Origin of the sequence: Mycolicibacterium doricum (genome assembly GCF_010728155.1) — a bacterium.
GTDB lineage: Bacteria > Actinomycetota > Actinomycetes > Mycobacteriales > Mycobacteriaceae > Mycobacterium > Mycobacterium doricum.
On the sequence record NZ_AP022605.1, the window covers coordinates 2,537,415 to 2,552,663 of the forward strand.

At 64.6% G+C, this 15,249-nt stretch carries 14 protein-coding genes and 1 tRNA gene; 7 read left to right on the top strand and 8 right to left on the bottom strand.

What is annotated here, in order from left to right; genetic code table 11:
- The first annotated feature begins 60 nt into the window (after positions 1–60).
- The gene (locus G6N07_RS12420) at positions 61–1,074 is read left to right on the top strand and encodes a helix-turn-helix domain-containing protein (protein ID WP_179959987.1); all 1,014 of its coding nucleotides are present in this window, start codon (positions 61–63) and stop codon (positions 1,072–1,074) included.
- Positions 1,075–1,213: 139 nt separating this feature from the next.
- Here G6N07_RS12420 and G6N07_RS12425 read toward each other — a convergent pair whose 3' ends face one another.
- Genes G6N07_RS12425 through G6N07_RS12435 form a run of 3 tightly spaced genes read right to left on the bottom strand, consistent with a single transcriptional unit; the run spans position 1,214 to position 3,297 of the window.
- A complete protein-coding gene (locus G6N07_RS12425) occupies positions 1,214–2,113 on the bottom strand; it encodes an alpha/beta fold hydrolase (RefSeq protein WP_085189955.1) in 900 nt (299 codons plus the stop codon).
- Between the two features lie 52 nt (positions 2,114–2,165).
- Complete coding sequence (locus tag G6N07_RS12430; protein ID WP_085189953.1) at positions 2,166–2,600, bottom strand: PaaI family thioesterase; 435 nt, start codon at positions 2,598–2,600, stop codon at positions 2,166–2,168.
- A 49-nt stretch (positions 2,601–2,649) separates the two neighbouring features.
- The gene (locus G6N07_RS12435) at positions 2,650–3,297 is read right to left on the bottom strand and encodes a TetR/AcrR family transcriptional regulator (RefSeq protein ID WP_085189951.1); all 648 of its coding nucleotides are present in this window, start codon (positions 3,295–3,297) and stop codon (positions 2,650–2,652) included.
- Positions 3,298–3,448: 151 nt separating this feature from the next.
- Between G6N07_RS12435 and G6N07_RS12440 the strand changes: the two genes are divergently transcribed.
- The 3 genes from G6N07_RS12440 to G6N07_RS12450 are packed head-to-tail and all read left to right on the top strand — an operon-like array spanning position 3,449 to position 6,659.
- On the top strand, positions 3,449–4,954 hold the full coding sequence (locus tag G6N07_RS12440; RefSeq protein WP_085189979.1) for an acetyl-CoA acetyltransferase: 1,506 nt from the start codon (positions 3,449–3,451) through the stop codon (positions 4,952–4,954).
- Positions 4,951–6,048, top strand: coding sequence for a zinc-dependent alcohol dehydrogenase (locus G6N07_RS12445; RefSeq protein WP_085189950.1), 1,098 nt, complete (start codon positions 4,951–4,953; stop codon positions 6,046–6,048). Before G6N07_RS12440 ends, G6N07_RS12445 begins: the two co-directional genes overlap by 4 nt.
- A 35-nt stretch (positions 6,049–6,083) precedes the next feature.
- A complete protein-coding gene (locus tag G6N07_RS12450) occupies positions 6,084–6,659 on the top strand; it encodes a carboxymuconolactone decarboxylase family protein (protein WP_085189948.1) in 576 nt (191 codons plus the stop codon).
- Between the two features lie 400 nt (positions 6,660–7,059).
- Here G6N07_RS12450 and G6N07_RS12455 read toward each other — a convergent pair whose 3' ends face one another.
- Complete coding sequence (locus G6N07_RS12455; RefSeq protein ID WP_085189946.1) at positions 7,060–7,929, bottom strand: metal-dependent hydrolase; 870 nt, start codon at positions 7,927–7,929, stop codon at positions 7,060–7,062.
- Positions 7,930–8,032: 103 nt separating this feature from the next.
- Here G6N07_RS12455 and G6N07_RS12460 point away from each other — a divergent pair, with 103 nt between their 5' ends.
- Positions 8,033–8,653: a TetR/AcrR family transcriptional regulator gene (locus G6N07_RS12460; protein ID WP_085189944.1), complete on the top strand. Its 621-nt coding sequence runs from the start codon at positions 8,033–8,035 to the stop codon at positions 8,651–8,653.
- A 31-nt stretch (positions 8,654–8,684) separates the two neighbouring features.
- Here G6N07_RS12460 and G6N07_RS12465 read toward each other — a convergent pair whose 3' ends face one another.
- On the bottom strand, positions 8,685–9,329 hold the full coding sequence (locus G6N07_RS12465) for a TetR/AcrR family transcriptional regulator (RefSeq protein ID WP_099050186.1): 645 nt from the start codon (positions 9,327–9,329) through the stop codon (positions 8,685–8,687).
- 152 nt (positions 9,330–9,481) lie between these two features.
- On the opposite strand from G6N07_RS12465, the gene G6N07_RS12470 reads away from it, so the two are divergent.
- Together G6N07_RS12470 and G6N07_RS12475 are read left to right on the top strand one after the other, a co-directional pair.
- Entirely contained in the window at positions 9,482–9,652 is a 171-nt protein-coding gene (locus tag G6N07_RS12470; RefSeq protein ID WP_163784189.1) for a long-chain fatty acid--CoA ligase, read from the top strand.
- Between the two features lie 43 nt (positions 9,653–9,695).
- The gene (locus G6N07_RS12475) at positions 9,696–12,863 is read left to right on the top strand and encodes an MMPL/RND family transporter (RefSeq protein WP_085189940.1); all 3,168 of its coding nucleotides are present in this window, start codon (positions 9,696–9,698) and stop codon (positions 12,861–12,863) included.
- Between the two features lie 161 nt (positions 12,864–13,024).
- Here the strand turns inward: G6N07_RS12475 and G6N07_RS12480 are convergent.
- The 3 genes from G6N07_RS12480 to G6N07_RS12490 all read right to left on the bottom strand — a co-directional run bounded on the left by G6N07_RS12480 (position 13,025) and on the right by G6N07_RS12490 (position 15,239).
- Positions 13,025–13,098 (bottom strand) — tRNA-Ile (locus tag G6N07_RS12480).
- Positions 13,089–13,826, bottom strand: a complete 738-nt coding sequence (locus G6N07_RS12485; protein WP_085189938.1) for a YwaF family protein — start codon at positions 13,824–13,826, stop codon at positions 13,089–13,091. The genes G6N07_RS12480 and G6N07_RS12485 overlap by 10 nt, the downstream gene beginning before the upstream one ends.
- A gap of 42 nt (positions 13,827–13,868) precedes the next feature.
- Complete coding sequence (locus tag G6N07_RS12490) at positions 13,869–15,239, bottom strand: TldD/PmbA family protein (RefSeq protein ID WP_085189936.1); 1,371 nt, start codon at positions 15,237–15,239, stop codon at positions 13,869–13,871.
- Positions 15,240–15,249: the final 10 nt, after the last annotated feature.

Below are 15,249 nucleotides of genomic sequence, written 5' to 3' on the forward strand. Positions count from 1 at the left end.
GCTTCGGCTATATTCGCCGGGATCAGAAACTTGTGAATTCAGCTCAAAGGGCCGTGGTCGGTGAACCTCAATGACGCAGGCGTGCCCCCACTCGCGTTCGTGCAAATGCTCGAGAGCCAGGCACTCGACCCAGACGCCGTCGCGCGACTCCGTGCCATCATGGCTCGCGAAGGAACCGACGAGGCGACGCTGATCCGGCGCGACGCCCAAGCCCCGCTACGATGGTTTCGCGAGGTATATCCCGACCTCGACGTCGACCAGGCAACCGTTCTCGGCTTCGCGTTCGCCCGACAGGCGCAGTTGACGTCCTTCGGCCCGTTGAGTGTTCCGTTGGTCAGCGCAAACTCGGTGGCCGAGATCGCGGAGCTGCTCACCTATCTGCCGTTGATCACGACAGCCATCACTGCACATTTCCATTCGAATGACCATGGCCTCACCGTCGGGCTCTCCGGACACACGAGCGATCCGGCGCTGGACTGTCTGGCAGTCACGTACACCGGGTCGGCGTTGTTGCGACTGCTTCACATGCTCGTCGGTGACGCGCCGACCGTCACCCTCCATCTGAGTTGGCCGGCGCCCGTCGCGGTGAACGATATCGACCAAAACCTGATGCTGGCCGGGCGCCTGTTCTTTGACGCTCCGGTGTCGCACCTTCACTTTCCCGCCGAGACGCTCGACGAGGTGTGCCGATTCTCCGATCCCCTCGCGTATCGACTCGCCGTCGCAGAGCTGAAGCAGGCTCTCGACCAGCGAAGTGGAGCCACGTCCTTTTCGGAGAAGGTGAGACAGCTGTTGGAGAAGGATCCCGGACAGCGAAGTAGCCAGTGGGTCGCAGACGAACTCTCGGTATCCACCAGCACACTCAAGCGGCGGCTCTCGGACGAAGGGACCACGTTTCGCGCGTTGCGCCAGTCGTGTTTGCGTGAGAGCGCCGTGATGCTGCTACTCACCGGATCGATGTCGGCGAGCCAGATTGCCACAGAGCTCGGATACAGCGACCTGACCAACTTCTCACATGCCTTCAAGCGATGGACCGGTCACTCTCCGAGCGAGTTCCGGCTCTCACAACACTGACCTGGTCAGCAACAACACTGACCTGGTCAGCAAGAACACTGACCTGTTCAGCAAGACAACTGACCTGTTCAGCAAGACAGGTTCCTCGTCGCAGCACCGGATGTACCGGTCGCGCCGGCTGCGAATCCTGAAACGACGCTCAATCCGCCGAGTTGTTCACCGTGCGATCGAGAAAATCGGCGACTGCCGAGGTGAACGCGTCGTTGTCGTCGCCCGCGACCATATGCCCCGTGTCGGAAACGTCGACCGTCTCGGCGTGCGGTACGACGTCGAGGAACTCCTCGACCGACTGCTGCGATGTCACATCAGAGTGGGCGCCGCGGATCAGAAGCGTTGGCGCCCGCACGCGGCGGGCCCCCTCGATGAGCAGCTCACTTATGGCGCCGAACTTTTCGGCGCCCGTTGCGGGGTCACCCTGCAGGAACTCGAAGTTGGAGGTGATGAAGGCCGGATCCCATCGCCAGATCCACCGACCGTCAGCGCGCTGCTGCAACACTTTGCGGAGTCCGTCCAGGTTCTTGGGACGAGTGCGATGCCGGTTGTACTCGGCAATGACGTCCGCGGCGTCGTCCAGCGTTGCGAATCCGTCGGGATGGGCGGCCATGAACGACACGACGCGGCGTGCTCCGTGAAACTCCATTCGCGGAGTGATGTCGACCAGGACGACGGCACCCCACAGATCGGCGGACGCCACCAAGTGGGTTCCCAACACGGTCATGCCGCCCAAGGATGCGCCGACGACAGCCGGCGGGCGGTCGTCGCTGGCATATCCGCGAACCGCTAGCAGGTCGGACGCGAGTCGGTCGAAATCGTATCGGCCGTCGGGGTCCCACTCGCTGTCGCCGTGGCCGCGGGCGTCATAGACGACGACGGTATAGCCACGCGCGTGCAAGCGGCGCGCCGTGGTCGCCCAGGCGTGGCGGTTCTGCCCACCACCGTGCAGCAGGATGACAACTGCGCGGGCGGCTTCGTGTCGGTAGACATCGGCCGCAAGGGCGGTTCCGTCTTCAGTACGGATGCGCTCGAAGGTAGAGGTCATTCGGGGCATCCTCGACGGTCACCTCGGGCGGCGCTCTCGTTGCCCGACCGGATCACGAGGCGCTCTTGCCGACGACGGTCACTGTTCCCTGTGCGGCACATACCGCGCGCCCGGCGTTGGTGATGTCGATCCTGGCCACGCCGCTACGCTTACCCAGCGCGATGATCTCGGTGAGGGCGACGCACACTCCGCTCGACACCGGCCGCAGCAGGTTCAGTTTGAATTCGGTTGTGGCGACCCACGACCCAGGAGGGATCACCGGATAGAACACCACGCCCAAGCAGTGGTCGACCATCGCTGACAGGCATCCACCATGCAGAGTGCCGAAGGGAGTCAACAAATCGGCCCGGGCATCCATTTCCACGACCAGCCGCCCGGCGGTCAACTCGGTGTGGCGGAAATCCAGGTACTTGGCGAGCCCTCCCGAGGTTCCCGACGCGTGCTGGAGCTCCTCGGCAATTTGTTGGTTGAACTGCGGGAAGTCCATGGTCAGCGCCTCGTTTCGTTCACCGATACCGATGCCATGCTCTGAGACACTACTCCGCAGTTGTCGCAGTGACGCAACGCTGGTTGTCGACGAGCAGAGCAGGAAGCAGGAATCGGCGCAAGAAAGCGTCGATGCCTTCGGGGCTGCGGTGCCGGGGACCGCGAACCGAGAGCAAGCTGAGGATGGTGCGCAGTATCCATTCGGCGGCATCGTCGACCGATGCGCCGGCTTCGAGTTGATCCCAGTGTGCGGCGAACACGGGACGAAGGAACTCGGCCACGAGTTCGAACAACGCCACCGACGTTCCCTCGGCCAGCCCGACGCCGGCGAGTTCGTCGTCGCTGGCGAAGAGCATTCCTATTATCGGTTCGCGGCGCGCGGCGCGTACCGTCACTGCGACGAAATCCAGTATCGCCGAACCTAACTCGGTGTGCGCGAGGATCCGCCCGCTGATACGGTGCAGGTAACGTTCGGCGGCGCGCACGATAACACCGGAAACGACGGATTCGCGACTGGGGAAGTAGCGATAGACCGTGGCGCGCGAGACGCCCGCCTGCCTGGCGATGTCCTCCATCGTGGTGCCTGCCAGCCCCTTGCCCTGCAGGCAGGTTTCGGCGGCATCGAGTAGGCGGTCACGGGCCACATCGCGGCTTCGTGCTGGAGTCGCGTCGCCCCGTCGCAACGATTTTTTCGTCACGGTGTAAGTATGCCGGGCCAAACCGGCTCGCTCTGTCCAAGACCGGCGGATGATCCAATACGGGTGGTTGTCCGAAGGAAGCCGGATGTGACAACATCGCAGTCATGTCACATAAGAGACCTCGACAATGAACTTGACCTGACCGTTGAGCATCCCACCACGCACTCCGATCCCACCACGCACTCCGGTTGTCGTCGGCGTCGGTGAACTCACACACCGCGGTGAAGGCACCGTCGATCCCATCGATCTGGCCTCCGAGGCCGCCCGTCGAGCACTGCAGGATGCGTCGGCCGCGGTAGGGCACCGCATCGATACCGTGGCGACGCCGGGAATCTTGATGATTCCACGCGACAACCCCGCGTCGAGGATTGCCGAAGCGACTGGGCTCACGCCGACTCATCGCATCAGTTGTCCGGTCGGCGGCAACACCCCCCAGTACCTGGTCGAGGTCCTCGGCCGCCGCATTTGGCGCGGCGTCAGCGACGCGGCTCTGATCGTCGGAGCGGAAAGCGGCGCGTCAGCACGCAAAGTGGCATCCGGTAGCGCGCTGTTGGAGCCCAAACCCATCGCAGCACGGGACGAGTCGCTCGGTGACACACGCCCAGGACTGAGCGACGCCGAGATGCACGCCGGAATTCACTGGCCGCACGAGGTGTATCCGATCTTCGAATCCGCGATCGCGGCCCGATCAGGCCGCACATTCGACGAGCAGCGCCGCTGGCTGGGTGACTTGATGGCTCCGTTCACGGTTGAGGCGTCCCGACATCCCGAGCAGGCCTGGTTTCCGCGTGCCCGCAGCGCCGACGAGCTCAGCACGGTCTCCCCGGCTAACCGAATGGTGTGCGAGCCGTATCCGAAGCTGCTCAACAGCATCATCGCCGTGGATATGGCTGCCGCCTTCGTCATCATGGCCGCCGAAGTCGCCGAGGAACTGGGAGTACCTAGTGACCGTTGGGTATTCCCGTGGTCGTCGGCCACCTGCAACGACGTGTACTTCCCGGTTCAGCGGCCTGATCTGGGTCGTTCCGCCGGAATAAGGGCCGCCGGCAAGGCGGTATTGGCGGCCAGTGGACTTCACATCGACGACATCAGATGGTTTGATCTCTACTCTTGCTTTCCTTCCGCGGTCGAGGCGGCGATCGACGCCTTGGATCTCGACCCGGCCGATGACCGCGGGTTCACGGTGACCGGCGGACTGCCCTACCACGGAGGGCCGGGCAACAACTATGTCAGCCATTCGATTGTCGAGATGGTGCGACGCTGCAGAAGCGAACCCGACGCCGTGGGACTCGTGTCCGGACTGGGCTGGTACATCACCAAGCACTCGTTGGGTCTGTGGTCGGCGACCCCACCGCCGACCGGATGGCAGACTCCGGACATGGCCGAAGCGCAATCTGCGATCGACGGCACCTCCCTCACGGTCGCTTCGCCCGCCGACGCATCCGGTCAGGCGACCATAGACGGCTACACCGTCGTGCACGACCGCGACCAAGGCCCCTCCTGGGTGCCCATTTTCGCGCGCTTGACCGACGGCCGCCGTGTCGCGGCGCGCAGCGACGATGCCGAGGTGGCGGTGGCAATGTCACAAGAGATGTGCGTCGGACACCAAGTCGCCGTGCGGCAGGCGGACGGACACGTCGAATTCGAACTGTCGTGAACGCCGACGCGCTCGTGCTGACCAAGCCGCGCACCCTTGAACGGCGACATCTTCCGGTGCCGCGCGTCGACGACGAGTCCGGTCTTCTGCGGATCGAGGCGTGCGGGCTCTGCGGAACCGACCACGAGCAGTTCAGCGGACACCTGCCGGCGGGATTCGCCTTCATCCCCGGACACGAGATCATCGGCGTCATCGAGGAAATCGGTGACGCCGCGCGCGAGCGTTGGGGCGTGTCGGTGGGTCAGCGAGTCGCCGTCGAGGTGTTCCGATCGTGTCGGGAGTGCCAGTTGTGCCGCCGCGGCGAATATCGCAGGTGCTCGAGCAACGGCCTCGCCACCATGTTCGGCTTCGTCGATGTGAACATCCCGCCCGGCCTGTGGGGTGGCTACGCAACCCACCTGCATCTCCCGTTCGATTCCATGTTGTTGCCGGTCCCGGACGGACTCGACCCGATTGTGGCGACGTTGTTCAATCCGCTTGGCGCAGGGATCAAATGGGCTGCCATGTTGCCCGAGACCATTCCCGGCGACGTCGTCGCGGTCCTCGGACCAGGGATCCGCGGTGTTTGTGCTGCCGTAGCCGCCAAGGAGGCCGGAGCGGCATTCGTCGCGATGACCGGAGTCGGCCCTCGCGACCGAACTCGGCTAGCCGCAGCGCACCAGTTCGGCGTGGACCTGACCATCGACGTCACCGAAGACGACCCGGCACAGGCCCTGCACAAGGCGACCGGCCGGCTCGCAGACGTCGTCGTCGACGTCACCGCGAAGGCGCCAGCCGCGTTCGCGGACGCCATCGCACTCGCGCAGCCCGGCGGACGCGTGGTGGTCGCCGGCACACGCGGCGGCGGCGGAGCGCCCGGCTTCGAGCCAGACCTGCTCGTATTCAAAGAACTACGCATCCTCGGTTCGTTGGGGGTCGACTACCCCGCCTACCAGAGCGCCATCGAGCTGTTGGTCTCGGGGCGTTGGCCTTTCGATGATTTGCACCGCGACATCACCGGTTTCGCGGGCCTGCCCGGGCTGCTCGACCTTTTGGCCGGCAACGAGCCGGACCGGGTTCCCGCTCTGCACAATGTCTTTGTGCCGATCGCCTGACAGCGCCAACTAGCGCCCAACCGGAAGGATCCACCGTGAGCAGCCGAAGCCGGGTTGACATGCTTGCCCTGACAGATGCCCGCGAGCGCGCCGCTCAATGCGGGATTCCCGACGCCATGGCTGAACTGTCGGTTTTCCGGATCGCCCTTCATCAGCCCCCTGTGGCCGTCGCATTGCACGGAATGCTGGAGGCATTGCTGTGGAAAGGCGCGCTGGACGCGCGTCTACGGGAGCTGATCATCATGCGAATCGGCTGGGTCACAGATTCGGTCTATGAATGGACACAACACTGGCGCGTTGCCCGCCTGCTCGATGTGCCCGAACACGACCTGCTCGCGGTGCGCGACTGGCAGAACGCCAGCCACTTCGGCGAAGCCGAGCGGGCGGTACTGGCGGCGACAGACGAGACGTTGAATGACGGCACCATCTCGGACGAAACCTGGGCTCAGTGTCAGCGGGCATTGCACGGGGACCCGGCCGTCCTCGTCGAACTCGTCGCCGCGATCGGGAACTGGAGGTTGTTCTCTGCGCTGCTGCGGTCCTTGCACGTGCCGCTAGAAGATGGCCTCGAAGCATGGCCCCCTGACGGAATACGACCTTCCGTGGGCTAAACCGGGCTCACCGTCTTACCAAGTCCCGTCTTACCAAGTCTTTCGGCCACTGTCGCGGTCTTTCGGCCACTGTCGCGCTGCGACAAGAAGGCGAGCGGACGGGGCGGTCGCCCTCACAATTACTTCCAAATGCGACAACTACAAATAAATGCGACAACTACAAATGCGAAAACCCTGGCGGCCCCCGATGCACCGCCCACGCCCCGCCCGCGATCAAGCCCCCGGCCGCTTCAACGCCGGCCACCCACAGGGGCCGACCTGGACGCAGCGGTACCCAAAGACCCGGTGAGGCGTCGTTTCGACACCGGGTCTTTGGGTATGGTCACCGCTTGATCCGGCCTAGCACTTGATCCGGCCTAGCACTTGATCCAGCCTAGAACGCAACAGGCGCGTGGCCGATCTAGACGTTACTTTCCACTCGTTGGGCGCCGTCGGCGTCGAAGAGTTCCTTGGTCCAACGGTCGAGGATTTCCGCGCTATCCCAGTCGTCGGGATGGAATCCGGGACGGGTGTAGGAACGGAAGCGCTGAATTGCTGCCGGGCTGAACAGCGGGTTATGCCGGAAGGCTCGAAGGCTTCGCACCAACCGCACCGGGTTATACGCGGCACGGTCGCCTGCCATAGAGCGGGTGGTCTGGAGGACCAACTCCAAGAACAAGAGGACTGTGGCGAATCGCATTCCCCTCACTCTGGTGCGTTCGCTTCCACCGATCGCCTGGAATACATCGAAAGCGACGGCCTTGTGCTCGGATTCTTCCACTGCGTGCCAGAGCAGAATCGGCCGCACCTCGGTGTCGCCGATCAGTGCCTGAGCTTCTTCGCTGGTGAGAATGATCTCGGCGAACGTCGCCGTGTAGTGCTCAAGGGCGGCCGTCACAGCAAGGTTCATCTCTGGAGAGAATCGAGGCTCAAGTCGGTTGAGCAACTTCGCGATGTGCCGATCGATCCCCTCGGTCGGATAGCCCATCTCCTGGAGCCGCTGGTTGAGCAGGCTATGCTGATGCCGGTGGGTGGCCTCCTGCGCAATGAATCCCTTGACCGCCGCCTTCAGGTCAGGGTCGCTGATCTGGTCCCGGAAGTGGCGGACCGACCGGATGAAGAAATCCTCGCCTTCGGGGAACGTGGCCGACAAGGTGGAGACAAAGTGGCTCATCACCAAGTCGCCGTCGACGAAGTGCTGTCGTTTGGTCCCAGTAGGCATCTCGAAGCGGACACGTCGAGGCTTCGGCACGACTCGCGTGGTAGGTCGTGCGGGCAACTCACTGCTCACTTGTTACTCCCGTCGTCGTGGGTAAGTTGATGATCTGACTCTACCGCTTGTCAAAATTAAATGGCAAGCTTGGGTTGTGCGATCGGCGCGGGTGTACAGCGGGATGTCCGCCGAGGCGCGTCACCAGCACCGGCGCAGCCGTCTCATCGATGCCGCTGTCGAGTTGATCGGCACCCGTGGCGTGTCCGCCGCCACTGTGACAGCCGTTTGCGCCGAGTCGGGTGTCACCTCCCGCTACTTCTATCAGCACTTCTCCGATCGCGATGCGCTCCTACGGGCGGTCTACCGGCAGCTCTACGCGGCCTTCCAGGACGTGATAGTGCGAGCTATCCCCGATGCCGGTGCCCCACCCGCGGTGCTGGCGTACGCGCCGATCCGCGCGTTGGTCAGTATGATCGACAACGACGCTCGGTTGGCTCGGATCTTGTTCGTAGAATCTGCAACCGAGCCGCTGCTCCGGGAGCTACGCAGTGAACTGATGGCCGGTTTCACCGACCTCGTGTTGCGTGAGGCCAGACTTCATCTCGCCATTGCCGACTCTGCAGTGAGCGTCGCCCATCTGGCCTCCACCTTGGGTGTGGGAGGGTTGTTCGAAGTATTTCGCCGCTGGCTCGACGGAGAACTGGAGTTCACAACCGATGAACTCGTTCAGCATTGCGCAGGCTTCCTCGGCAGCCTCGCCAGCTACGTGCTGCTACAGAACTCAGGCGACGCGGGGCTCTGAGCCCGGAGCAGCACGGTAATGCTCCGGTCCATCATCGAAGGCCGGCGTCGTCCACCAGGTAGCGTTCGGCCAGGGTTTCGGCAAGCCGACTGGCGTGTTCGACGATTTCCTCTTGGATGACGTCGAGGAAACCTGCATGCCAGGCGGTGATCAACTCGACGAAGCCACCGACCGCAACCAAGGTGTCCATCCGAAGGGCCGCTTCATCGACATCCGGTCTGAGCTGTGGCTTACCGGCCGCGACCACAAGGTTGGTGGCCTCCTGCAGTGCGACAGCGCGCCGATGCTGAAGCGGGGAACTGCCCACATGTTGGGCCAGCAAGATCTTCGCCCTGCCCGGATCTTCTGCGATTCGGTGGACCACCGATGCGATGGTCACGCGAATGGTCTCCATCGGCGGCTGGTCGATGCGTTCTGCGAGGGTCGCGGAAACCTCACCGAGCATCTCGTTGCGCACCCCGTCCCATGCGGCAACCAGTAACTCGTCGCGGGTCTCGAAGTCTGCATAGAAGTAACGGTCGTTCAGGCCGGTTTTGGCGCACACTCCTCTCATCGTCACTGCCGCCCACCCGCTTTCGCTCCAGATTTCGGTCGCGGCATCGATCAACCGCTGGCGGCGCTCCGCCCGGCGTTCGGCACCGGTACGCCCTCCCCATCTCTTAGCCCTCGCCCGCACCTGTCCATCTTGACAAACCGCGGTAGGTCCATCTTGACAAACCGCGGTAGGCCGTATCAATCTGACGGCATGCGCCAAAATGGTGGCTTATGCCACCAATTGATTTCGGCGATGATGATCGACCAACAGAACGCTCGGATTTCGGGCCTCCGATGAGGCTCTTGCTGTTGCACACCCTCAACATTCGGCTGAGCCGCGAGCAACTCGGCTACATCGCCAACCATGCCCATGACGAGGCGGTAGACAACGTGTCGATCGCCCGCTGCATATGTGCGGCGGGCCGACTCCAGGCCGTCACCAATGCACTACGCCCGGTAGCGTAGCGATACCGACAGTATCGCTACCATCGCCACCAGTGGAGGTTCGGTGACAGACGGCACTGCAGATTCCCCAAGCCATGCCACGGGCCCAGACACGCGCGCCAACAGATCGCCCCACCCGGCGGACACTCGTGAGTACAGCGCGCGGCTGGCAGCGCTCGGCAGGTTCACCCTCCGACACAAAGCGCTGGTCATCGGGGTATGGCTAGGCGCGGCGGTGGTCCTCGCGCTGCTGTTTCCGCAGTTGGAAACCGTGGTGCGACAACAGTCGGTGGAGCTCGTTCCCCGAGATGTGCCGTCATTGCAGACGGTAGACCGCATGAGCGTCGCTTTCGACGAAGAAGGCTCGAAAACCCTGCTGTTCGTCGCCATGGAAGATCCGCATGGTCTGACTCCGACTGCGCGGCAGCACTACGGCGAACTCGTGAGCCGGTTGCAGGCCGAGGGCGACCACGTGCTGCTGGTGCAGGATCTACTGGCCGATCCGGTTACTGAAGCTCAGGCCGTCAGCGCCGACCGCAAAGCCTGGTATCTGCCCGTCGGTGTCGCCGGCACCCTGGGGGACCCCACAGCCGCCGAATCCGTGAAGACGGTGCGCGATATCGCCGCGGAGGTGTTCGCCGGCTCCACCACGACTGTGCAAGTGACGGGGCCGCCGGCGACGTTCAGCGACATGATCGCCTCCGCCGAACACGACTTACTGCTGATCTCGATCGCTACCGCGGGCGTGATCGCTCTGATCCTGCTGATCGTGTACCGGTCGGTGTTCACCGCGCTGTTGCCGCTGCTGGTGATCGGGCTCAGCCTAGCGGTCGGGCGCGGCGTCCTCTCGGCACTCGGTGAGATGGGCATGCCGGTGTCGCAGTTCACCGTCGCATTCATGACCGCGATCCTGCTCGGCGCCGGAACCGACTACACAGTGTTTCTGATCAGCCGGTACCACGAACAGCGCCGCGCTCAAGTACCTGCCGATCTGGCCGTTGTCCACGCCACCGCCAGCATCGGGCGGGTCATTCTCGCCTCCGCCGCCACCGTCGCGCTCGCGTTCATGGCCATGGTATTCGCGCGGCTCAGCGTATTCGGCGCCCTGGGCCCCGCGTGTGCCGTCGCCGTTCTCTTCGGATTTCTCGCCACCGTCACCCTGCTGCCACCTGTACTGTCGGTAGCCGCCAAACGCGGTATCGGTGAACCGAAACCAGATCGCACCCGCCGCTATTGGAACAGCGTCGCGGTTGCGGTGGTCCGCCGCCCCGTGCCATTGCTGATCGTCAGCCTGGTCATCCTGCTCGCCCTGTCGGCAGCCGCCGCAACGATCAAAATCAGTTACGACGACCGCAAGGGGCAACCGGCCACCACCGCGAGCAACCAGGGCTACCAACTGCTGGACCGGCACTTCCGCAAAGACGTCGTCATCACCGAATTCCTCGTGGTCGAAAATCCCACCGACATGCGAACCGGAAAGGGACTAGCCGATCTTGACGAGTTGGCTTCCCGCGTGTCCCAGATCCCGGGCGTCACCAAAGTTTCCGGAGTCACCCGCCCCGCCGGGGAACGCCTCGACCAAGCAGAACTGGCCTGGCAGAACGGCCAGATCGGCGACAAAATGGCCGGCGCGGTCGCCGAGGGCAACTCCCGCAAGGACGACATCGCCAAACTCACCAACGGCGCCGATCAGCTCGCCGACGGCCTCGCCCAGCTCCACAGCACCGTGCGCACCGCCCTCACGCCACTGGCCGGAATCCTCACGGAAGCCCAATCCGCGGGGAGTCAGGTGAACCAGTTTCGACCGCTGCTGCAACAGCTGTCCGCCACTGCCCCCGCCGTCGACCAGGCCATCCAATCAGGCCCAGGATTACGGCCGCTGGCCAACCAAGCCCAAAACGCGATCACCCAGCTGGACCCGCTCGTCGGTGCCCTCAACGCCGCACCATGGTGTGCCACCATCCCGCAATGCGCTCAAATCCGCGACCAGGTACGGGTCTTGGTCACCCTGCGCGACAGCGGATTCTTCAATCAGATCGCCGACCTCGGGGACCGCTACGATCCCGCCACCAACTCCACCGTCGCGGGCACCCTCGCCGACGTCCAAAACGCGGTCGCCTCTCTGGACAAGGCTTTCGGAGCCCTCGGGAACCCCGCCGACATGGAAGCCAATCTCCGCCGGCTGCAGGACGGGATCGGCCAGCTTGCCTCCGGCGCTCAAGCACTCGCCACCGGCGTCCGCACCCTTGCCGACAGCAACATTGACATGCTGTCCGGCATGAGCCAGATCGCCACCCAACTACAAAACTCCTCACGCGCAGCGGCGGACTCCGACTCCTCGAGCGGTTTCTATCTGCCCGCAAACACATTCGAGAACCGACAATTCACCGACGTCGCCAAACAGTTTCTCTCACCGGACGGCAAGACAGCACGGTTCATGATCGAAAGCAGCCACGACCCTTACAGCGTTGAAGCCATGAACCTGGCCGGCCGCATCACCGACACCGCCAACTCAGCACGACCAAACACTTCACTAGCCGACGCCACCATGTCCGTCGCCGGCTTCCCCGCCGTGAACGCCGATATCCAACGACTTCTGTGGGCCGACTTCGCACAATTGGCCATCGCCACCATAATGATCGTCGGCATCATCCTCGTCCTACTGCTGCGCGCGCTGCTGGCACCGCTCTACCTATTGGGCACTGTCGTGCTCAACTACCTCGCCTCACTGGGCATCGGCGTTGTGGTCTTCCAGTGGGGACTGGGCCAAGAAATCGCCTGGCCGGTACCCCTGCTGGCGTTCATCATTCTCGTCGCCGTCGGCGCCGACTACAACATGCTGCTCGTCTCACGGCTCCGCGAAGAATCCGGGGCCAACATTCGCGTCGGTGTCCTACGTACCGTCGCAAGCACCGGCGCCGTCATCACCTCAGCGGGTCTGATCTTCGCCGCGAGCATGTTCGGCCTCATGGTCGGTTCAGTCGCCATCATGATCCAAGCCGGCCTCATCATCGGGTTCGGACTACTGCTCGACACCTTCCTCGTGCGTACCCTCACCGTGCCCGCCATCGCCACACTCCTCCGCGAAGCCAGCTGGTGGCCCACCAAAACAACACGGGCACCGCACACTGACACCGCACAGAAGCATGGGCGACGCGCCCCACGCACAGACCCGGGATCGGTGGGAAGCGAACAGTCGCACCGCCTGGCGCTACAGGCCGACCAACGCTGAACCGTTGAGTCGGATGGCGGCGCGGCGGCCGCGGTCGGCGACTAGCCGCACCGCGTCGTAGGCGACGGGCAGTATTCGCCGCGGCAGTGAACGACGATCTCGACGTCGGCGGGCAGCTCGCTGATCCGTTCGGCGAGTTCGTCGACGGGAACCATCTGAAGTGGGGCGGGCGGGGCTCGAACCCGCGACCAATGGATTATGAGTCCACGGCTCTAACCGACTGAGCTACCGCCCCCGGCGCGACCAACGCGGCACCATCGTCGCATGCGGCCGGCCGCCCCTCGACCCCACCCACGGCAACGTCATCAGCACCCACACCGCGACGATCAGCGCTGTCGCCGACAGGATGTACACCGGCCACGGCCCCAGCACATCCAAAAGGCTGGCCGTCACCGGTTTGCCGTTGAGGAACCCGTAATTGGTGCCGGCGATCCGGTTGAACACGAACGTGACCGCCGCCCACACCGCGGTCACGATCACCACCAGGCGCAGGCTGCGCCACTCCGGCCGCACTCCCCTGCCCCACGTCAGATAGATCGCCGCCCAGACGACCGCCAGGTGGATCGCCCAGAACGCCAGAAAGGTGTAATGCGGGAAGTCGGGTCCGACCAGCACCGGCGAGATCAGCGCCTGCGCGCTGAGCACCAGACCCCAGTAGTAGGTCAGCGCGAACGCCCAGTGCCGCCCGCTCCACAGCGCACACGCCGCGGCCACCGTCGCCAGGTCGGTCAATCGCAGGGGCACCGACCGCTCGATCGTCGGCGGGAACATCGAGTAGACCAGCACGGCCGCGTAGATCACTGCCGTCAGCGCCCCGACGATCCGCCCGAACCGCCGCGACTGCTCTTCGGTCTGCGTGCGCCCAAGCCACACCAGGACCACCGCACCCACCACGAATACGACGATCGCACCCCAGTAGGAGGCGCCGTACGCCTCGAACTGCCGTGCTGCGGCGACCGTCACGGCGCCCCGGCGAACACCGTCATGTCTGTGGCCACCTGGGAATTATTGCGCCTGGCTGACCGACGACATGTGGAAGTCGGGAATCCGCAACGTCGGCATCGCCGCACGGGTGGCCCAGTCACCCCACTCTCGCGGCAGCGTCACCTCGCTCACCCCGGCTTCGGTGGCGCGCCGCAGCAGGTCGAGCGGGCTCTCGTTGAACCGGAAGTTGTTGACCGCCGCCGACACCTCGCCGTCCTCGATGAGATAGACGCCGTCGCGGGTCAGCCCGGTCAGCAGCAGCACCGTCGGATCGACCTCACGGATGTACCACAGCGTCGTGAGCAGCAGTCCGTGTTCGGTAGTGGCGACCATGTCGGCCAACTCCGCAGTACCGCCGGTCATCAGCAGGTTTTCGGCCGGCACCGCGACCGGTGCCTGGAACTCCGCGGCCGCCGCCCGAGGGTAGGCCAGGGCGTTCACCGCGCCGTCGCGCAGCCAGTCCACCCGTTCGATGTCCATCCCGTTGTCGAACACCGATATCCGCTCCGAGGACGTGGCCGCCGCGACGAAAGGACGGCATGCCAACCCCGGCGCGGCCGGATCCGAGTACAGCGTCAGCGGCAGGTCGGTCAACTGCTCCCCCACCCGCGTCCCACCCGGCGCGGACAGCGCGGTGCGGCCCTCCTGCGCCCCGCGGCCGTCCATAGTCCAGGTCAGATAGATCATCATGTCGGCCACGGTCGACGGCGGCATGATGGTCTCGTAGCGTCCCGCGGGCAGCTCGACCGTGCGCTCGGCCCAGCCCAACCGCATCGCCAGGTCTTCAAGCATCGAATCCATTGGCACGTTCACGAAGTCCGGTGTGCTGATCCCGGCCCAGGCGCTTGCGCCGCCGCGCTTGGCGTTGATCTCCACCGATCCCGTGGGCTGCGTGTACCGCCGGCGCAGACCGGTCGACGTCGCGACGAACGTCGTCTCCAGCACATGGCGGGCGAATCCGTACAGGTGGTCCTCGCCGCGGAACCCCAGCGCCAGCGTTCCCGCCACCCCGGCGAACACGTCCGCGCCCGTCGTCGGCACCGGCAACTCCCAGTCGCCCGGTGTATCGGTCGGCGGCAGCGGCAGCGCACTGTCGCGGGCCTCGGGTGCGGCGGTGGCAGCGTCCTGTGACGCCGCGACCAGTGCGCCGATCGCGGCCGGTTCCACCTCACTGGAGCGCACCGATCCGACGTGCGCGCTGTTGCCCCGCCGAACAATGGAGATCACCGTGGTGCTGCGGCTGACGGACTCTCCGTTCGTGGTCATCGAGTTTCCCGCCCATCGCAACGACGCATCCGTACGGTCGGTGACCAGCACGATCGTCTCGTCAGCCCGGCCGCGGTGGGCGGCTTCGGCCAGCACGGCGTCGACGACTTGCTGAGGGCCGATCACCTGCGCACGC